22 protein-coding genes are annotated in these 18,079 nt (G+C 42.5%); 9 read left to right on the top strand and 13 right to left on the bottom strand.

Features of this window, described 5'->3' with window-relative positions:
* Positions 1-59 precede the first annotated feature (59 nt).
* Positions 60-1,124, bottom strand: coding sequence for an Nramp family divalent metal transporter (locus HCR01_RS32030; protein ID WP_320073226.1), 1,065 nt, complete (start codon positions 1,122-1,124; stop codon positions 60-62).
* Between HCR01_RS32030 and HCR01_RS32025 the strand changes: the two genes are divergently transcribed.
* Positions 1,105-1,404, top strand: coding sequence for an ArsR/SmtB family transcription factor (locus HCR01_RS32025; protein WP_193200025.1), 300 nt, complete (start codon positions 1,105-1,107; stop codon positions 1,402-1,404). The genes HCR01_RS32030 and HCR01_RS32025 overlap by 20 nt on opposite strands.
* Here HCR01_RS32025 and HCR01_RS40215 read toward each other — a convergent pair.
* Positions 1,401-1,493 (bottom strand): reverse transcriptase N-terminal domain-containing protein, encoded by a 93-nt coding sequence (locus HCR01_RS40215; RefSeq protein ID WP_264299965.1) that lies wholly within the window; start codon positions 1,491-1,493, stop codon positions 1,401-1,403. The genes HCR01_RS32025 and HCR01_RS40215 overlap by 4 nt on opposite strands.
* On the opposite strand from HCR01_RS40215, the gene HCR01_RS40210 reads away from it, so the two are divergent.
* A complete protein-coding gene (locus HCR01_RS40210) occupies positions 1,450-1,692 on the top strand; it encodes a hypothetical protein (protein WP_264299967.1) in 243 nt (80 codons plus the stop codon). The two genes, HCR01_RS40215 and HCR01_RS40210, sit on opposite strands and share 44 nt — an antisense overlap.
* A gap of 29 nt (positions 1,693-1,721) precedes the next feature.
* On the opposite strand, the gene sigB is transcribed toward HCR01_RS40210, so the two are convergent.
* The 9 genes from sigB to HCR01_RS31965 all read right to left on the bottom strand — a co-directional run bounded on the left by sigB (position 1,722) and on the right by HCR01_RS31965 (position 14,210).
* Positions 1,722-2,720 carry a sigma-70 family RNA polymerase sigma factor SigB gene (gene sigB / locus HCR01_RS32015; RefSeq protein ID WP_193200024.1) on the bottom strand — a complete coding sequence of 333 codons (999 nt, stop codon included), beginning with the start codon at positions 2,718-2,720 and terminating at the stop codon, positions 1,722-1,724.
* Positions 2,721-2,971: 251 nt separating this feature from the next.
* Positions 2,972-3,658: a vancomycin high temperature exclusion protein gene (locus HCR01_RS32010; protein WP_193200023.1), complete on the bottom strand. Its 687-nt coding sequence runs from the start codon at positions 3,656-3,658 to the stop codon at positions 2,972-2,974.
* A 163-nt stretch (positions 3,659-3,821) separates the two neighbouring features.
* A complete protein-coding gene (locus HCR01_RS32005; protein ID WP_193200022.1) occupies positions 3,822-6,977 on the bottom strand; it encodes an efflux RND transporter permease subunit in 3,156 nt (1,051 codons plus the stop codon).
* Positions 6,978-7,038: 61 nt separating this feature from the next.
* Positions 7,039-7,665 (bottom strand): class I SAM-dependent methyltransferase, encoded by a 627-nt coding sequence (locus tag HCR01_RS32000; RefSeq protein WP_193200021.1) that lies wholly within the window; start codon positions 7,663-7,665, stop codon positions 7,039-7,041.
* 222 nt (positions 7,666-7,887) lie between these two features.
* The gene (locus tag HCR01_RS31995; protein WP_193200020.1) at positions 7,888-9,588 is read right to left on the bottom strand and encodes an efflux RND transporter periplasmic adaptor subunit; all 1,701 of its coding nucleotides are present in this window, start codon (positions 9,586-9,588) and stop codon (positions 7,888-7,890) included.
* Positions 9,589-10,740: 1,152 nt separating this feature from the next.
* Positions 10,741-10,992 carry a transposase gene (locus tag HCR01_RS31980; protein ID WP_226889793.1) on the bottom strand — a complete coding sequence of 84 codons (252 nt, stop codon included), beginning with the start codon at positions 10,990-10,992 and terminating at the stop codon, positions 10,741-10,743.
* Between the two features lie 99 nt (positions 10,993-11,091).
* A complete protein-coding gene (locus HCR01_RS31975) occupies positions 11,092-11,736 on the bottom strand; it encodes a hypothetical protein (RefSeq protein ID WP_193200019.1) in 645 nt (214 codons plus the stop codon).
* Between the two features lie 12 nt (positions 11,737-11,748).
* Positions 11,749-12,315, bottom strand: a complete 567-nt coding sequence (locus HCR01_RS31970) for a hypothetical protein (RefSeq protein ID WP_193200018.1) — start codon at positions 12,313-12,315, stop codon at positions 11,749-11,751.
* A gap of 98 nt (positions 12,316-12,413) precedes the next feature.
* Positions 12,414-14,210 carry a hypothetical protein gene (locus HCR01_RS31965; RefSeq protein WP_193200017.1) on the bottom strand — a complete coding sequence of 599 codons (1,797 nt, stop codon included), beginning with the start codon at positions 14,208-14,210 and terminating at the stop codon, positions 12,414-12,416.
* Between the two features lie 72 nt (positions 14,211-14,282).
* Between HCR01_RS31965 and HCR01_RS31960 the strand changes: the two genes are divergently transcribed.
* Positions 14,283-14,456 (top strand): hypothetical protein, encoded by a 174-nt coding sequence (locus HCR01_RS31960; protein WP_185582804.1) that lies wholly within the window; start codon positions 14,283-14,285, stop codon positions 14,454-14,456.
* 248 nt (positions 14,457-14,704) lie between these two features.
* On the opposite strand, the gene HCR01_RS31955 is transcribed toward HCR01_RS31960, so the two are convergent.
* Positions 14,705-14,953 carry a hypothetical protein gene (locus HCR01_RS31955; RefSeq protein WP_185582802.1) on the bottom strand — a complete coding sequence of 83 codons (249 nt, stop codon included), beginning with the start codon at positions 14,951-14,953 and terminating at the stop codon, positions 14,705-14,707.
* A gap of 194 nt (positions 14,954-15,147) precedes the next feature.
* On the opposite strand from HCR01_RS31955, the gene HCR01_RS31950 reads away from it, so the two are divergent.
* From HCR01_RS31950 to HCR01_RS31925, 6 genes are all read left to right on the top strand, one after another.
* Positions 15,148-15,726 (top strand): hypothetical protein, encoded by a 579-nt coding sequence (locus tag HCR01_RS31950; RefSeq protein WP_193200016.1) that lies wholly within the window; start codon positions 15,148-15,150, stop codon positions 15,724-15,726.
* Between the two features lie 74 nt (positions 15,727-15,800).
* Positions 15,801-16,232, top strand: a complete 432-nt coding sequence (locus HCR01_RS31945) for a hypothetical protein (protein ID WP_193200015.1) — start codon at positions 15,801-15,803, stop codon at positions 16,230-16,232.
* 68 nt (positions 16,233-16,300) lie between these two features.
* The gene (locus tag HCR01_RS31940; protein ID WP_193200014.1) at positions 16,301-16,495 is read left to right on the top strand and encodes a hypothetical protein; all 195 of its coding nucleotides are present in this window, start codon (positions 16,301-16,303) and stop codon (positions 16,493-16,495) included.
* A 91-nt stretch (positions 16,496-16,586) separates the two neighbouring features.
* Positions 16,587-16,745: a hypothetical protein gene (locus HCR01_RS31935; protein ID WP_193200013.1), complete on the top strand. Its 159-nt coding sequence runs from the start codon at positions 16,587-16,589 to the stop codon at positions 16,743-16,745.
* Positions 16,742-17,245 carry a hypothetical protein gene (locus HCR01_RS31930; protein ID WP_226889792.1) on the top strand — a complete coding sequence of 168 codons (504 nt, stop codon included), beginning with the start codon at positions 16,742-16,744 and terminating at the stop codon, positions 17,243-17,245. The genes HCR01_RS31935 and HCR01_RS31930 overlap by 4 nt, the downstream gene beginning before the upstream one ends.
* Before the next feature lie 88 nt (positions 17,246-17,333).
* Entirely contained in the window at positions 17,334-17,705 is a 372-nt protein-coding gene (locus HCR01_RS31925) for a hypothetical protein (protein ID WP_226889791.1), read from the top strand.
* Positions 17,706-17,794: 89 nt separating this feature from the next.
* On the opposite strand, the gene HCR01_RS31920 is transcribed toward HCR01_RS31925, so the two are convergent.
* On the bottom strand, positions 17,795-17,950 hold the full coding sequence (locus tag HCR01_RS31920) for a hypothetical protein (protein ID WP_193200011.1): 156 nt from the start codon (positions 17,948-17,950) through the stop codon (positions 17,795-17,797).
* Positions 17,951-18,079: the final 129 nt, after the last annotated feature.

The following is an 18,079-nucleotide window of genomic DNA, read 5'->3' as shown; positions in this document are numbered from 1 at the left end:
GATACACGAGATTCTTCTTGACTAGATCCATCCTAAGCGGTTTAAAGCTTGAAACCCAGTCAACCCAAAATACTTTGTAATAGCAACCAAATATTTAGCCCGACGATAATAATAGCAACTAACCAAGCTAAAGATTTTAGCCACAGGGGATTTACAAACTCTCCCATTAAGCGACGGTTACTTGTAAACATCACCAATGGAATCACTGCAAACGGTAACTGCAAGCTTAGGATAACTTGACTTAGAACTATGAGGCGGCTTGTGCTATGTTCCCCAAAGATAATAATTGTAATCAATGCTGGAATAATAGCAAGCAGACGGGTAACTAAACGGCGTAACCAGGACGGAAGGCGAAATTGTAAAAACCCTTCCATCAAAATCTGCCCAGCTAAGGTTGCAGTCAGCGTTGAACTTTGACCGGAAGCAAGTAAAGCAATCCCAAAGATAGCGCTAGCAGCACTAACACCTAACAATGGTGAAAGCAGTTTGTAAGCTTCTTGAATTTCTGCCACATTTTGATTACCAGAAAAATGAAATGTTGCAGCAGACACAATTAAAATTGCTGAGTTGATAAACAGTGCCAAAGATAGAGCAAAAGTTGAATCAATTGTGCCAAATTTAATCGCTTCCCATCTTTTTTCATTACTTGGTTGCCAATCGCGTGTTTGCACAATAGATGAGTGTAAATATAAATTATGAGGCATCACTGTTGCCCCTAAAATGCCGATAGCGATGTAGAGCATTTTTGGATTCTGTAAAATTTCTTTCTTGGGCAGATATCCAAACATTATCCCCCCCATATCAGGTCGAGAAAACAGAATTTCCGCTGTAAAACAGATGCCCACAGTTGCCACCAACATTATTACCAGGGCTTCTGTATAGCGAAAGCCTTTACTTGGCAGGAATAGCAATACCAAGACATCCAGCGCAGTGATGCACACACCCCATACCAAAGGAATACCGAATAAGAGTTGCAGGGCGATCGCACTTCCCAGTAATTCTGCCAAGTCACAAGCTGCGATCGCAATCTCACATAGTATCCATAAACAAAAGTTGACCTTTGGATTAAAATAGTCTCGACAAGCCTGTGCCAAATCTCGCCCCGTGGCAACACCCAAACGCACACATAGCGATTGTAGCAATATCGCCATCAACTTCGACATCAGAACTACTGTCAACGAGATTGTAGAAGCAACAGGACTTAGCCAGTCTAATGTATCTAATCATTTGAATTGTTTGCGCTGTTGCAATTTAGTTATTCGTCAACAGCAGGGGCGTTTTGTGTATTATCAACTCAGTGATCAACGAATAGCTAAGCTTCTTGACTTAGCGGATGAATTACTAGGTGATGTAGCTAAAGGTGTAAACGAATGCAGTCGCTATGACCTTGATGAAGGTGGCTAATTGAAGAAAAACCTTATCAACAACTTTTGAAGTTGACGTACTAACTTGACATCACCACGACTAGACGCTTGGTATATCCGGTTTTGCAACTTGAAGACATTACGCTCTGGCTTTCGCCAGTCGATATCTTTCCATTCATACAGTTCTCAAAAAACTGAGCAAGAATTATTATCCAGTCAGTCAACCAACTCTAGAAATCAATTGTTTACTGGAGCTATGGCGCTCGGTGTCATGATTGCAGGTTTGGGAACCTTTTGGTGGATGAAGCAAAGGGCGAAAGTCAAATAACTACTACAAGCTTTCAAAACTAGGGAGCATCAGCCAGCTAGATAGCTGCGTGAGTTAACCCCATATCTTCGTAGAAGTGTGAGAGCTTGTTGTTCCACTTGTCGCACTCGTTCCCGACAAATGCCCATACGTTGACTAATCTGTACCAGAGTAAGTTCCTGTCCACCTGCTAAACCAAAGCGCAAGATTAATACTTCCTTTTGCTGGGGAGTCAGCTTTGCTAATAGATTGTGAACGTCTTGATAGAGTAATTCCCGCTCGGTGTAGCGTTCGGGAGATATTCCATCATCCTCCAACATATCCTGCAATTGAGTATCCTGCTCAGGCCCAATTCCCATATCTAAGGAAACAGCTTGACGAGCAAACTGTAAACATTCTCGAATCTGACTGGGTTCCAGATTAAGCGCTTGGGCGATTTCTGTCACGTCGGCGGTGTGACCAAGCTTTTGAGATAACTCTCGTTGAACACGCTTAATTTTGTTCAGCTTATCAGCCATGTGAATGGGTAAACGAATGGTGCGGGATTGTTGTGCGATCGCTCGTGTAATTCCCTGACGAATCCACCAATAAGCATAAGTAGAAAACTTGTATCCAAGAGTTGGATCAAATTTCTCTACCCCTCGTTCTAGCCCCAATGTACCTTCTTGAATTAAATCTAGAAACTCAATATTGCGTTTCTGGTATTTTTTAGCAATAGACACCACCAGCCGCAGATTAGCCTGAATCATCTTCTGCTTGGCAATTTGTCCTCGACTTAGTTGTTGCAGCAGCACATCTTCTTTCAATTTCATCTTGTCAGCCCATTCTTGCAGAGTGGGTTCACGCTGTAATTTTTCAGATAGTTTTTCCTTCGCAGTAATAATTGCCATCATTTGCTGAACTTGTTTAGCAAAAAAAATTTCTTCTTCATGGGTTAACAGAGGTATACGTCCAATTTTACGAAGATAGATACGCACTATATCTGCTGTAGATGAAAATTCGTTATTCTTGCTCTTAAGTTTAGTTACTTGGGATGCTGAATTAAACATGAATAGGTTATCCTCCATTGAATAAATTCAAATGTTTACATAATCATCAATAAACACAAATTAATCGAGATAATAAATTTTCACTTTTAATAAAAATAGATTTTGGGAAATTACCAGAATTTACTAATAAAAACTTGAGAGCGAATCCAAAGATTTGGATTATTTTATTTATTGCAGCTTTGGGTTTTGTTATTAGTGCTAGTTTTGTGATTAATTCTGCGTCTAACTACTGAGTGAAATTTGTAAAATACTCAATTAATAGGCTCAAAACGTCCTAAAAAAGTAGGTCGGGGAAGGGTAATGTAAACTTCCCACAAAGCCTTGACATTCGCTAACATTTCCCGCACTAAATCGGGAATCATTCCCCGTAGTCCATAAATTTCTATATCTGGAGTTCCTAAACCAACTGTCTTCACCCCTAATTGGCTACAGGTATAAACAGTGCGGGGAAGATGATAATTTTGGGTGATAACAACAGCTTTATGTACACCAAAAACCTTATGAGCGCGATAACAACTCTCATAAGTGCTGAAACCTGCATAGTCTAAGCTAATGTTTTTCATCGGTACACCCAAATCATGAGCATATTTCTGCATAGACCTGACTTCATTATAAAAAACTGTGCTGTTATCTCCTGTCATCAAGAGTTTACTAATCTTTCCCATTTTATAAAGTTTGACAGCAGCTTCTACACGGTCTGACAACATCGGTGTGGGATTACCATTCGGAAGAATTCCTGCACCGAATACTATTGCAACCTGTTCTTTTGGGACTAATTCTGGTTGAACGTAGCGGGAGCCATTCGTCATTAAACCTATATAAGCAGCTGCTATTAAAGGTTTTGCTAACACACTAATTACTAAACCTAGCAAAATCCATTGCAGGTGACAGAAAAACTTGAAATATTTTTTCCCTATAGTTTTTTCAGAAAATCTCATAGAAGTAATATTGTATAGAGTATTTCATTTGATCAGCGACACACCCTATCGGAAGTTTATGTGTACCTATAAATTACTGCTTATATTATGAGCCAGCAAAGAAATTCACTGGCTATATTTATCAAAATTGCTGTTACATCTGCGCTTAACTTAGTAATGCCAATTAATTCTCCACCACCACGCCAGCTACCTTCCCATTATCCACAACAGCCGCACTTCGCTTAGGTAACAAAAACCTACCAAACTTAGAATATAAAGCAGGTAAAACCAGCAAAGTTAACGCCGTAGAAGTAAACAACCCACCTAACACTACAATCGAAAGAGGTTGCAAAATTTCCTTTTCTGGCCCCACTGAAATTATCAACGGAACTAAACCCAAAGCTGAAGTTAAAGATGTCATCAAAATAGCGTTGAGTCGTTCCATTGACCCAGCAATTAATACTTCTTTTAAAGACATTCCTAACGCAACTTTTGTAATGTAATTATCTACTAATAATAATCCGTTTCGAGTAGCCACACCAAACAAAGTTACAAACCCCACCAATGAGGCTATAGAAACAACTCCACCTGTAAAAGCTACCGCAATTACTCCACCCACTAACGCAATGGGCAAGTTAATCATAATCATTGCTGTTGAAGCGATTGATTTCACAGAAAGATACATTAGTACTGTAATCACAACAAAGGAAATAGCACTGAAAACCAGAATATTTTGTGATGCTCGTTCTTCTGCTTCAAATTGACCTCCATATTGGATAAAATAACCTGAAGGAAGTTGCACTTGTGCCTTAACTTTATTTTGAATATCTGTCACTACAGAGCGCAAATCTTTGCCTTTAGTATTAGCAGATACCACAATTAAACGCGAAACATTTTCCCGATTGATAGTATTAGGCCCGGTGCCATAGGCAACCGTAGCAACTTTAGCTAAGGGAATTTTATTTCCATCAGGGGTATCAACTAACAAATTTTCAATTGTTTGCAGATTGTTGCGATACTGTGGTTGCAACCACACAACCAAATCAAAGCTTTGTTGCTTTTCTAAAACTTGAGAGACTGTTCTTCCATTGAGCGCAGTTTCAATGATATTAGATAATTGTCCAATAGTTAAACCGTAGCGAGATGCAGCAACCCGGTCAAACTTAATTTGAATTTGTTCAATAGGAACTTGTGGCTCAAGTTCTAAATCTACAATTCCCGAAACAGATTTCATTACGTCTTCAACTTGCTTTCCAATCTTGCGGAGTTCTTCTAAGTCGGAACCAAAAATTTTGACCGCGATTTGACTCCTCACCCCAGACAAAATTTCATCAATTCGGTGAGAAATAAATCCACCAATATTGGATGCAGTGCCTGGTATTTTGTTAAACTCTTCACGCAACCATTCTACGGTAGCTCCGCGATTTTTCATTCCTTTGTCACTCAACCCAATATCAAGGTGAGCCAAATTCACAGGTGCAGCATCCGAATCATTGGGGGCGCGTCCGGCGCGTAATTGAATATACTTTAATCTAGGGTCGTCTTTGAGTTTATCTTCCAAAGCAAAAGCAGCACTATTCGTAGTTTCTAAAGATGTACCTGGATAAAGTGCTAAGGTATTTACCAAAGTTGTTTCTTGGAATTCAGGTAGAAATGCCCGTCCTAAAGTTGGGAAAATTATAATTGCTGCGATCATTCCCGCCGCAGCCACAGTAATAACAACTACCGAATTTCTGATAGCAAAATCGAGAAAAAGGTAATAAATCCTTTTGCAAACTCTTGGTATAAAGGGTTCCCTTTCTGACATTTTATCGTGAGGTAATAAAATTGCACATAAAGCCGGACTTACAAGCAGCGCTTCTAAGCTAGAAACTACAACTACCACCAGATAACTAAGACCCATCGGGCCAAAAATCCGACCTTCCACACCAGCAAGGGCAAATATTGGAGAAAAGACGACAATAGTAATTAAAGTTGCCCCAATCAGAGATTCCTGAACTTCCTGTACTCCTTCAAAAACAATTTCCAGTACTGGACTAGGGTTGGGAGAGTATTTATTTTGTCGTAATAAACGAAAAACATTTTCTGCATAGACAATGGCATCATCGATCGCTGTACCAATGGCGATCGCTAATCCTCCCAAAGTCATTGTATTCAGCCCCAAGCCCAAAAAAGATAATACTTGCAATGAAAATATAAAAGTCAGGGCAAAATTCAACAGCACAACTCCCAGAGTCCGCCAATTCATTAAAAAAGGGATGAGGATAACTGCTGCAATGATACTACCTTCCACCAAGGCTGACCTGACATTTTCCACCGAAGCATCGATATAATCTGCTTGGCGGAAGGTTTGATTTACTTTAATTTCTTTCGGTAAACCTGCTTTTAGCTCAGATATTGCGGCTTCAATAGCGCGGGTGACGGTGGGAGTATCAGCTAGGGGTTGTTTATTCACCATCAGCACAACAGCATCTTTTCCATTTAAACTACCATCGCCGATTTTCACAGCACCACCAATTTGCACTTCGGCGACATCTCCCAAGCGGACGGGCGTTCCTTGACGGGCGACAATGACAGATTGTCGAAGATCATCAAGGGATTCAATCCGCCCAATTCCCCGAATTAAAGTTTGTTTGTCAGGGGTAATCAAAAAGCCACCAGGAGCAATGACATTTGCCCCTTGTACGGCTTCACTTACCTGTTGTAAAGAGACATTAAAAGCTTGTAGTTTGTTGAGGTCTACTAACACTTGATACTGACGCACATCGCCGCCATATACAAGTACCTGACTGACACCAGGAACTGCTAAAAGGCGATTCGTTACTTGCCAATCAACAATTCTGCGGACTTCCATGAGGTCGATTTTAGTCGCAGATTGGTTATTGCCTTCCCCTTCCACAGTCAAGGCGTACTTTAATACAGTACCGATGGGGGAGCTTGTGGGGGCAATTCGTGGGGTTTCGACTCCTTCTGGTAGCTTGCTTATGGCTTGTTGCAGTCGTTCTTGTATCAACTGGCGGGCTTGAAGGATATCTGTTCCCCAGCCAAAAACAACTCTGACTACAGAAAGTCCTGCTGAAGAAGAGGAACGAACGGAGGTTAAACCTGGAGTCCCATTAATGGTACTTTCAATTGGTAATGTCACCAAAGATTCGATTTCTTCTGGCGCTAGTCCAGGGGCTGCTGTCTCAATTTCGACTTGGGGAGGTGCAAAGGCGGGAAAAACATCCAGCGGCATTTTGGGGATGGTATTAAAGATGATGACTAATGTGGAAATGAGTGCAGCAATTACTACGAGCCAGCGTCGAGAAATTACCCATCTAGCAACTGTACTAATCATTTGGTTTTTGGTTAAGAAATGGCGAAGGGTTTGTTTCTTTGTGATAAACGGGTGAGAAAATTTAAATATTAGGTGTGGCTGTTGCTAGCATCAAGCCCCAAATCAACCCAAGGCGAACTTTAGTTGCGCCACAGATTTCAAAGTTTGAGGAAGTAAGCAGTTGATGAAATTGAGCTTGGGAGTAACACTGCTTGTGTCCTGAATCAAATATTTTCAATAAAATATCGCATATTTTACACAAAATATAATCTCTGCACCAATCCAAAATTATTAATTTACCATCAGGCTTGAGAACCCTTTTCATTTCCGCAAATGCAGCATCGGGATCATCAAAATAGTGAAACGCATTAGCAGATACAACTACATCAAAACTGCTACTACTAAAAGGTAATGCCGATGCAGATGCAGTGGAAAACGAGACATTAGGGTAATTACGACATTTCTGTTTAGCAACGAGCAGCATATTTTCAGAAATATCTACTCCCATAATCTGTTGTGTTGGATTGTCATTGAGTAGTAAATGCTCAAATTCCCCTGTTCCACAGGCGACATCAAGAATTGTGGCTTGTGGTGAAATATGCGCCCAAGCTTTGAGAAAAGTAAGTGTCTTGGTGATATAAGTATTCCACCGCTGGTCATAGAAATGCGCCATTTGGTCATACTGTTGGCGAACTACTGTCTCACTCATAGGTACACAGGAAGTTGATAGGCTTTATAAATTTACAGCATTCCTAAATAGGATATGAACAAATTACATTCTTATACTCTCTGCGCCTGGAGCATGAGATTTATAAACTGTTCTGTTCACAATCTAAATAGTTTTGCTGTAGGTTGGCTTGATGTTAGAAAATCTAACAGAACCAAACTTCAGGTATTTATAGGTATTTATTATCTGCAACTTCGCTAATCACTAACCACCATCTGAATGTCGAGGACGATCATGCTCCTCAACATTTTTATCAGAAGTAGACAGGGTTGGTTGCTTGTGGTTGTCGAGATAAACCTCTGTTTCATAATTGAACCCGTCGTACTCTAAATTACCTGCTGGTACTAAACGGGTACGACGATTAGACCACAAAGCACCTCCCATGAAAGCAGCTACTACAAGTGCTACTCCTCCACCTGCTGTTAACCATAAAGGTAGTGGGAAACTGTTAGTTTTAACTTCAGTTTCTTCTGTATGAGAACCACCTTCTTCGTTGGGTTCTTCTTCTTTTGGTTTACTATCACCTCGCAATGATTGAGCGTAAAGTTGGGGCGCACGTTGGGTGACGATCGCATCTCCCTCAAACAAACCCGTCTTCACCTCAACCATGTCCCCAGAGGTTTGACCCAAGGTCACTTCCGCAGATTGGAAAGCATTCCCATTTTGGACGTAGACCATTTTTTTCCCATTCGCATCGACTACAGCCGACCTAGGAACCGCCAAGATAGGTGCGGATGATTGGTTTGTTAGTACCTCCAATTCTGCAAACATTCCAGGTTTGAGTTGTCCGCCTGGGTTATTTACTTCAGCCTGTACTGAGACAACCCGTGTTTCCCCTTGTACTACCGCACCAATCTGTGTAATCTTTCCAGAAAAGGTACGGTCTGGTAAGCTAGCAACTTTTAGACTTACTCTTTGACCTACTTTTACTTTGTCTAAATCTTTTTCATAAATATTGGCTGTGGCAAAAACCCGACTATCATTGACAATAGTCATGAGTGTGCCACCTGCATCATTAAAAGTTTGACCAAGGGTAACTTGGCGATCAGCAACTTTACCGGAGATGGGAGCAGTCACTGTCACCAATCCCTTAGCGTTAGGACGGTTGCCTATTTGTTGCAGTCTAGTATTATAAGCAGAATCACTAAGACGTAAACGCTCTTGTGCTACTTGAACAGCAGACTGAGCGCGTTTCATTTGGGCTTCGCTTTCAATGACATCTCGTCTGCTATTGGCTGAGGTGAGTTTGGCTTTTGCTTCTGCTAATTGTGTTTGAGATTCGAGTGCGTTGCGACGTGGTAAAGCGCCTTCATTAGCTAACTGTAAATCCTTATTATATTTTTCTTCAGCAAATGCTACCTGACTTTGGGCTTGGGCAATGTCGGCGTTAGATATTTGCCAATACCTTTGATAATTTTGTTGAGCTAATCTGGAATCAGCTTGCGCTTGCTGCAAAGAAGCTGTAGCTTCCGCTCGTTTTTCTTGGGAACTAACCCGTAACTCCACCAGATCGGGACTAGTGACAACGGCAAGGGGTTGACCCTTTTTGACTACAGCACCGGGTTCCACCAACAATTCAACCACTTTTGCCCCTGTAATTGGGGTATTCACTTCCACTTTTTGGCTAGGTAAGGTTTCAATCTGTCCAGTACTTTTAATACCCAAAGCCAGCTGTTGCCGTTTCACTGGCTCGACTTTAATTCCTAGCCTCTGGGCGGTTTCGGCATCAACTTCGACAGAACCACTTGCTTGGCTTCCACTACCCTGAAATGAACTTCCACCGATATGATCGTGTCCAGCACCAGCTAACACAGCCGTAGGAGTTGTCAGTAATAAAAGGCTCAGGAGTGTGCCCGAAACACAACGAATTACTGTAGGTGGTTGGAGACTGTTAGAGATTCCCATCGCTATTTTGTGTCCTTGAGTTACTATGGTCTGGATTTGTGCTTAGACGTTGGTTGACTTTTCAAGCGGGATTTCGAGAACCGCTTTTGGCAAGCAAACGGTTTCGCTCTTGGAATTTGTTTACAAAGCCAACTTAACCACTTAACTTAATAGTTTTTCACACAGATATGAAATTGAGATGAAATTAGGACGAGCGATTAGGATTCAAGCAAAAGTTATTTGTTGGTAATGAACATATAGCACGGTATCTACTGGCATTTGCTCTCGAACAGAAGCCAGCTTTGACAGCCGAATAATAAATGTCGCCGTTTCTTCTATCTACACCTAAATTCGTCGATTTTTTTCGTCCCTCTCAAGGTGTAAATTTAGATAGGATATTTTATAAATCAGTTTTTTTTACGTGCAGCCAACCGACTGAGCATCCCAGGCGTTGCAATCTCTAGTTAAATACTATGGTTGTATCGTCGTATACGCCAAAATTTATGATTTTTGAATAATTTGTAGGTAAGTTTTTGCGAGGGGCATTTTTTTGTGTGTTGTCACCTTATAGAACCCATTTGAGATCTATGCGTGGTCTAACCGCTTAAGCAGAGGCCGGATAAAACATAGATTGAGCTTGGTAGTCGCATGAGTGAGAGTGCGCTCAAAGTTTTTGACCAAACTTTTACATCGTTCCATCCAAGCATTGGAGCGTTCAATTACTCAACGAGTGGCGACCGGAACAAACCCCGTTTTACCAAGGGCGGCTTTTTCGGCTCTGGTGGGTTTGGGTGACAGTTGGAATCGGATCTTGGTCATAATCTGAGGGTAGAGTATTTGTAAAGCCGCAGTGATCTTGTCCGGGTGGTAGCCGTGGTCAAGGAGAATTGTAATTTTTGGGATGTTCACAGGCTTGGCACGAAAATATTCTCAGTTCTGGCTCAAGAGTTCAATTAAGCCATTGTCATCACTAATACTGGCTTTGGTAGAATGCGTGAAAAATGGTAGACCGAGAGTATCTACTGCCAAGTGTCGTTTGATGCCATTGGTACACTTGTAATCACAGAACCCTTTGGACTCTGCACTGGCATTGCAGGTGTTCTTAACTGCTTATGAGTCAATGATCAGTAGGGTTGTCCATTTTGGGGGGTTTTCGCCTCTTCTCGCACTTGTTCATGCAATTTCGTCATTACCCGCTCTATGACTCCCGCTTCTCGCCACTGAATGCAAGTGCCAAAATACAGTTGAATAGGGCGGTAAGTCTCTAGGTAAATCACACCAGTTACACCCGTTCTTGAGTTGATAAAAGATACCATCTAAAATTTGTCGCTTTGTCCACTTTGGCGGTCTAGTTTGCTTTTTCTGAGGCAACAGTGGTTCAATTATTTGCCACTCTTTATCCGTTAAGCTGCTGGAGTACGGCATTTATTTTTTATTTTACCCTCCATCCCAAGATCCCAAATGGGTTCTATAGGAGAGGAAGCATTGACATAGTGTCGAGAGAAGGTCTTGCCGCTCTCCTAGCTAATCCTCCCAATCAACTAACACCCCATCAACAATCGCAACCCCCCATTGCGGAAACTTCACCAGCAATTTCTTGATCACAATCTGCAAAGCCGGATCATCATTCCAGCACTGATGCAAAAAGTCAAAACCAGGATTTTCCCCTGAATTTGCTGCTCGATTTAGTTTTTCCCTTCTTACAGGTCGCATATTCGACCGCGCTACAATCGCCTCATGCGACCATTTTTCAGCACTGGGGACAGGCGCGGCGGAACTTTTACCCTGAGCAACTGCTTTGACTTCTCCACCTGAAACTTGGTTTTCTCCCGGCAAGGAAGCAGATTGACCCTGTTCTACAAGCTCTGGTGTTTGATTTGTGATCGCTGAAATTGAAGAAAATTCATTTTGGGCGGCGGGCGCGGCGGAACAAGTGCCTTCATGAAAGACTGCCGCCTCAACACCACAGTCCTGGTTTTCAGCTAACAACGGAGCAGGTTGATTTGGTGCAGCATCCACAAGCGCCAGCGATGTACAGTCATTCGCCGTAGGCGAGTCTTCAAGTTCTGACGCGCTTTCAATACGTGAAGGCAACGCGCCCCTCAAGGGCGCATGAGCCGTTTCCTCAACACGCGGATTTTCAGTTGGCGTGTCAGAACCAACTACCATACCAACAACCAACTAAGGTTGTTGGTAGGTAGTTAAAGGGTAGTTAGAAACGTTGTTAGGTTTTTGAAACTTTTTCTGTGTATGCGTTTTGGCTTCGGAAAATGTCAAATATTGACGCTCAGGTGTCATTTGATGATTTTGGGGCATCACCTGTTGATTCTCTGTAGTCACGGCTTGACTCTCGGCTGTCACGGATTGATTGTCAAAATTTTCCCAGTAGTGCCTGTTAAAATAACCATGCAAGTTTTTGACACGATAGCTGGTGATACCGGATCTACCAGATTGGGTTTTGCTCCTGACTTCCTCAAACTCAAACAAGCCAACGGCATTGATAGCAGCGCTGGCTTTAAGAAACGAATTGCGGCTGAGGTTGGTGTCCAAATTGTGTGCTGCTCCACCGTACTGCTCTGCGGCAATGCAATCAAGCCATAGCTGTTGTACGCACGGAGGTTGTTGTCTTACCCAGTTAATATCATCAATTGAAACTTTGCAGTGGGGTCGAGTAGTGGCTTTCTCAGATGAACGTCTATTACGTTTGTTGCCACCATCAATTATTTGTAGTGCTGCTGTAGTCGTCATATTATCCTCCATATTTTCACATCACGAATTAGGCGACATTGTGATTCATGCCGCATTCAAGTCTTTTGGGTATGTAAGCGCGAGTTACTATTTAGCTGTTATTCCAAGAGCCAAAACCGCAATTCATCCCTGGAATATCTATCAGTCTTCTTTGAGCGTTCTTTCCAGCAATCCCACGCCACCATCAACTCTTCGCCCAAGTCCTCCACGACTTCGCCCCGTTCCACAGACAAAGTACGGTAGGGGTCAGCATGAGAGACGATAGAACCAAGGCCAATAGTCAATTCGCAATTAGAAGAACCGGACTCGGCAGGAGTTTCGTGAAGAACCGATGGTTCCTTAATCTTCGAGGATTCGGCTTTCTCCAAAGCAGTGATTAACTCTGTTTCTTGTGGTGTTAACTCCGCCCAGTAGTCAGTTTTGATAACCTCGTATTCCTGTGCCACTTCCAGATAATCCCACCAGCTACACTCTGGCTTTGACAGCACTCCCCGAATCTCGCTAACTGCTTGGGGCAGAAGTTGTAATTGTTCGGCACGATATGCGATCGCAGATGGTGTTGCCTCACTGCCCAGGATAATTGCAGCTGCTTCCAGCGCTCTCTTACAAAGTTGCTCCTCTTGGGGAAACCCCAAGACCGCACTTTGCGCTTGGGTGTTGTTCATCGCACTGGCCAGATTTCCCAAAGCCATGCCCATCAAGCATAAGCATTCGGTGGCATTTTCTTTGGGTGGATCTTGGGCAAGCGATCGCAGGTCAATCGTCTTCTCCAGTGATCGCTTGACTTCCTTGTTTAAAGCTTTGGTTGCTTGTTTGGTGAGAGTATTGCTCCATTCCTGGGCTGGACATTCTCCTACAGCGTGTTCTAGCTCCTGAATACGCTCTTTTAGTCGCTGGTTTTCAAGTTCTAGCTGCCTCAATCCTTCCAACTCGTCTAACCTTTGCTGTAACTGGATGTTTTGCTCCTTCTGCTGCTTGTACAGGTTTTGCAAGGATTGGATTTGTTCTTGTACCTGAGCTTCGGCTCTAGTAGTAGCTTCTGACTGTAGCCCAATTTTCAAGTCTTTCTCCAGCCGCTCTAACTCTTGCTGATGTTGCTCTTTGAGTGCTGCAATCGCCTCAGAGTATTCTGGTGGAAATGTTCTCTCATTGGGGAATGGAACACTACGGGCATCTAGATCAGTATTGTTGACCAGCAGCTTTTCACCATCATCAAAGGTGACAATTTGCTGCCAAACGTTTGGTGCGTCTGCTTCAATCACTCCCGACTCCCCAAAACGAGGATGTGATTGTGATGAAACCGTGACGCATTTGGCGAAGAGAAAAGAGGGCAGGCTTTCTGGGTTGATTTGTTCAGCGCCATGAGTAATCGTGTTGTTACTAAGCCTGCCCTCTGATCTTCGCCGTTCCCCCGTGACCGAATTACACAATTGCGTTTGACTTTTTTCCTTGTTTGTGGTGAGTTTAGCTGCTGGAGCAACCTGTTGTACTGCTTTGGCGAAGTCGGCAGCTGTAGGATAGGGCTTTTCTTGGGCTGCGATCGCTACAGCTTGTTGAAGCTTGTCCGGTGTTTTGACTAGCCGGAGTAAGGGGCGAGTTTGGGACGGTTTGGTAATCTTGTCTTTGAGTGACTCTGGTAGGGTATCTCTTACCTCTGAGGCAGATAGCAAATCTCTCACCCGACGATACCCACCGTATTTTATTAGCTCCTTTTCACAATAATCTTCAAAGCTTTTGTAGCCAGCATCGAGGTAATAGCATTTTTCCCGCATCACTCGCAACTCTTCTATTGCTTGCCATTCAAAACGGTTAATGGCGGTGAAAGTGTCTTGAATGCTGGTGTTGAGAAGACTGTAATCGAGTGCTGATGTGGTTTCGGGTTCTAGTGTCAGCATGATTGTTACCCACGTTTGGTAAATGCTTGTCCTGTATTAACCAGGGAGTGCAATTAGCAGCAAAGTGAGCAGTTGGCTGATTTTGGATCAGACCAAAAATATGTCAACATCGTAATTAGCTCACTTTGTAGTTCACGACTTGAGCAAGCGATCGCAGTGCTTTGCCGGCGGCGATCGCTTTTAGTATGCGGCAGTGTAATAGTTAATCAAACTGCTCGTTTTCTACTCCATTGCCGAATTGCCTGACAAGGCAATCTAATACTGCTCGGTCTAATGTCACTTCTATTCGCTCTAGCCGTCTATCTTGATCCATTCTCTTTCTCCATGCTATAGGGGAATCGCCTTCCTTTTGTATCGATTCTACAATACAAGTATTGTGAAAGCTATATATCCCCTAAAAAAGACTTAACCCGCCTGATCATTGGCGGGTTTGTCTTTGTTGAGTAGTTCTAATAGTTGAGCGTGAGTTTGCCTAAGAGATTCGTTCTCCTCTCTTAGGCGGCTGATTCCCCCACTAGTCGATTGTTCTCAATGCCAACTTTTCTCTCAACTTCTTCCAATCGCTTGATTACCTCTGTTAGGTCTTGCGGTTTTTCAGTGGACTTCAAGTAATCCTCAATAAACTGTTTAAGAACAGCTGACACTGTTCTACCTTCAGATTTCAGTTGTTGACTGAACGCTTCCCTAATCTCAGGGTCTATTTCAAACGAGATAAAAGTCCTTTGTTTTTTTAAATTAGCCATACACTTCTTCAGTCCTTACACCCTAAATTTACTCTTGCTCAAACTTGTATTGCAAGGTATTGAATAACATGTATTGTAATGTATTGACAAGTATTGATTTAAGGGTTAAAGTAAATACAGAATAACAAAAAGCGATCGCCCCAAGCCTGGTAAGCAGTGCGATCGCCTTTGTTCCTAAAAAGGAGATTATTATTATGAACTACTTTGCTTATTCACAGCAAGCACCAAGAAGCTTTCACTGCAACACAATAGACGGACAAACCTTAGCCCAAGCAGAACTATACAGCCACCTCGAATCCCAAGCCGAAGCTGTAGCCCCAACCCAAGATCCTCTCACCAGCAGAGATCGCCGCATCATCGCCGAGATTATCCAAGCACAGCCCGAAACCATCCGCACCATCTGGATTGAGGGCGGTATTACAGTATGGGTGCAGTTTCTAGATGGCGGACGGCTTGCTTTCGACCGGGACTGGTTCGCTACAAGAGTTGCATCCGTTAAGACGACTCTGCCCGAAACCCCACTGGAACGCAACAAGCGCCTGCATGAGGAATTAGAAGTAGCTTGCAATAAGTTTGAGATTCAAACGGGACAGATTGACTGGCTATCGTTCAGCACCAAACTTTATCGAGATGGGCAGTGCATTGGATTGGTTGGGTGTAATGCTCAAGGTTTGTGGTATGCCAGACGTGCTCAACTAGGATGCAATCAGTTTGCCCCTACCGCAGAGATAGCGGTGGCATCCTTGGGAGTCAGACTTACAGTCGCGGCTTAGTCTTAAACAGAAAAAGCAAGCGCTTACCCGGATGGAATGCGCTTGCCTACCAATAAGAATCATAAATATTCATCATGGCACAGACTACAATCATTACACCTGTTCAGGAGCAATCTGACGAGTCCCAAGAGGAAATACTCCTGCCTCCAACCGACCCCAATGCAGAGATAATTGAACTTGCGGACTACAAATTAGTGTACTGCGGCGGAGCCTGTCCCAGAACTTATCGAGTATATAAAGCGCACTCGATGATTGGACTGTTATTCGAGCATATTACCCATTGGTCTAACGCTGTAGATAAGATTCGCTATGCACAAGCTATGGATGCAGCTATCGGACTAGATGAGTTTATGGAGATGGCGAAGATATCAACAGCGATTGTACAACAACCACCCACACAAGAGGAGTTACTCGATAAAGAATTTGATGCCCTGACTTTTGATGAGTGGGAGCAATTGAAGAAATACGTGCCAACCACAAAAGCTAGGGATTTGTTAGCAGCTTAAAGAAAGAAGTGGGCGTTGCTGCCCACTTCTTCAATCAAACTGTTTTACTTAGCTTCACAAATATAACAATGTCAGCAATAGAAATACTCAAACAATTCAACTCGTGCTACGTGAAGATTCAGGCGATAGCCCAAGATGAAATTTGGCTCTTGTTGATTGCGGACAAGAAAATTGGCCCAGAAGCAGCAACTCACTTGGGCGATGTCCTGCATTACTTAGGTGAGGCGATGGGGTGCGTCGAGCCGTTAATTGACCCAGATTAAAGAAGAATGCATTCTGACAGCTACGCCAAATCTTTTTGAATTAGCTACTAAGTCTATCTCTCTAATACAAAATACTCAATTGGTGAAAATCATGACAGTTACACTTGAGACATTCAAATCCCCGGAGTTCCGTGGTAATTTCTCCAACCTGCCAATTTGTCAATTGCTGAATGAGAAAAATATTCTATTCATCAAATCCGACAATATTAAACTATCAGGTTGGGTGAAACGAGCAGAAGTCGAGAGATGAAGATCCCGATAATTTTTAACTTCAGTGGGGTGTATCTATTACGCCCCAGAATAACTAACATTGTAGGCGATATTATGTTTGAAACTCACACATCAAAAGACGGAATTACGGTACTCATTTGTCAGATGGATGACAAGCATTTGAGTAACACGATTAAGGCTTACTGTCGAGAAATTGAAAAGTGCAGAAAAGTAGTTACTCAGCCGTCTGTTGAAAATCAGATGATTGCAATTTTTAATAGTAGCTTTAGTCAGAGTAATCTTAAAGAGCAGGCAGTAAAGCAATTGAAAATTTACCACCAAAGATTGCAAACATACTTAGGAGAAGCATTGCTGCGTGGTTTAAACCTCAGCAACGAATTAAAAATAGCTTATGGAAGAACAGGGCAAATTAAAAATGCTTTTGGTATCACCCTTGAATTAATAGAAGGTGATGATGACCACGACTACGAAGATGATTATTCTCATCCAGGTCATCCAAGTCACTACGGTGATCAATAAGAAGTTCTACTAAAGACAAAATTCAGAATACTCCATGCCTGTTCACGTAGCCTGACCGCAGAACTAAATAACTTTAAGGTAAAGACAGATGAAACAACTCACAGGTTCTATGCCCATTGCTCCATTACCAGAATCTACTAGCGAGAGTGCAAAACAACGATTACTAGCCACAATCGAATGGCTAGATGATGAAGATGCAGCTAGTATTACCAATCTTAAGTTACTAACAGCAATTGTCGAGTCTATTCTCTGGTCTGAAGAATCATACACAAGATTCCTGCAATGCGGTTTTGATGCAGCTATTGAGCTATTCGATATCAGTTCTCAAAACTGGGAGTTTGAAGAATTAATGTCATCACCTCATAATCTCAGGAATTGGGATGAGTACAAACAGCTTGCGACTTGCACGGACATTGTTATCAACAACCCAGCACCGTCACTGAGTACCGTAGGAAATTAGGGCTTGAAATACAGCTTTAGTTGACCACATTCAGTATATGGATAGTAGCAAAATTACTTTTGGTTATCAGATTCTCTCTGCTGTAATTGTTACACTACTTCTACTGTTAAACCAGTAATCCGAGCAACTGCTTCTACTGTCATCCCTTCTGCTAGAAAATTCCGGGCAATTTCATGAGCTTTTTCTTGGCTTCCTTCTTCCTTGCCTTCGGTTTTAATTTGTTGGTAAATCACAGACTCACGCATAGTATATCTTTGATTGGACAACACGTGTATTGCTTATTCTGACTGTTCAACGTCTGTCATGAGTAAGCTTTGTACCTGTTCGATTGTTAAGCCAGTAACTTTTGCCACCATTTCGATAGGCATCTTCTC

Origin of the sequence: Nostoc sp. MG11 (assembly GCF_014904695.1) — a bacterium.
Classification (GTDB): Bacteria; Cyanobacteriota; Cyanobacteriia; order Cyanobacteriales; family Nostocaceae; genus Komarekiella.
The sequence above is the reverse complement of the archived record's forward strand: the minus strand, read 5'-3'. Positions and strand labels throughout refer to the sequence as shown.

Coding starts and splice junctions, on each gene's coding strand:
- sigB (WP_193200024.1), bottom strand. CDS start 2,720: ATGTTTAATTCAGCATCCCAAGTAACTAAACTTAAGAGCAAGAATAAC.
- HCR01_RS32010 (WP_193200023.1), bottom strand. CDS start 3,658: ATGAGATTTTCTGAAAAAACTATAGGGAAAAAATATTTCAAGTTTTTC.
- HCR01_RS32005 (WP_193200022.1), bottom strand. CDS start 6,977: ATGATTAGTACAGTTGCTAGATGGGTAATTTCTCGACGCTGGCTCGTA.
- HCR01_RS32000 (WP_193200021.1), bottom strand. CDS start 7,665: ATGAGTGAGACAGTAGTTCGCCAACAGTATGACCAAATGGCGCATTTC.
- HCR01_RS31995 (WP_193200020.1), bottom strand. CDS start 9,588: ATGGGAATCTCTAACAGTCTCCAACCACCTACAGTAATTCGTTGTGTT.
- HCR01_RS31980 (WP_226889793.1), bottom strand. CDS start 10,992: ATGCCGTACTCCAGCAGCTTAACGGATAAAGAGTGGCAAATAATTGAA.
- HCR01_RS31975 (WP_193200019.1), bottom strand. CDS start 11,736: ATGGTAGTTGGTTCTGACACGCCAACTGAAAATCCGCGTGTTGAGGAA.
- HCR01_RS31970 (WP_193200018.1), bottom strand. CDS start 12,315: ATGACGACTACAGCAGCACTACAAATAATTGATGGTGGCAACAAACGT.
- HCR01_RS31965 (WP_193200017.1), bottom strand. CDS start 14,210: ATGCTGACACTAGAACCCGAAACCACATCAGCACTCGATTACAGTCTT.
- HCR01_RS31955 (WP_185582802.1), bottom strand. CDS start 14,953: ATGGCTAATTTAAAAAAACAAAGGACTTTTATCTCGTTTGAAATAGAC.
- HCR01_RS31950 (WP_193200016.1), top strand. CDS start 15,148: ATGAACTACTTTGCTTATTCACAGCAAGCACCAAGAAGCTTTCACTGC.
- HCR01_RS31945 (WP_193200015.1), top strand. CDS start 15,801: ATGGCACAGACTACAATCATTACACCTGTTCAGGAGCAATCTGACGAG.
- HCR01_RS31940 (WP_193200014.1), top strand. CDS start 16,301: ATGTCAGCAATAGAAATACTCAAACAATTCAACTCGTGCTACGTGAAG.
- HCR01_RS31935 (WP_193200013.1), top strand. CDS start 16,587: ATGACAGTTACACTTGAGACATTCAAATCCCCGGAGTTCCGTGGTAAT.
- HCR01_RS31930 (WP_226889792.1), top strand. CDS start 16,742: ATGAAGATCCCGATAATTTTTAACTTCAGTGGGGTGTATCTATTACGC.
- HCR01_RS31925 (WP_226889791.1), top strand. CDS start 17,334: ATGAAACAACTCACAGGTTCTATGCCCATTGCTCCATTACCAGAATCT.
- HCR01_RS31920 (WP_193200011.1), bottom strand. CDS start 17,950: ATGCGTGAGTCTGTGATTTACCAACAAATTAAAACCGAAGGCAAGGAA.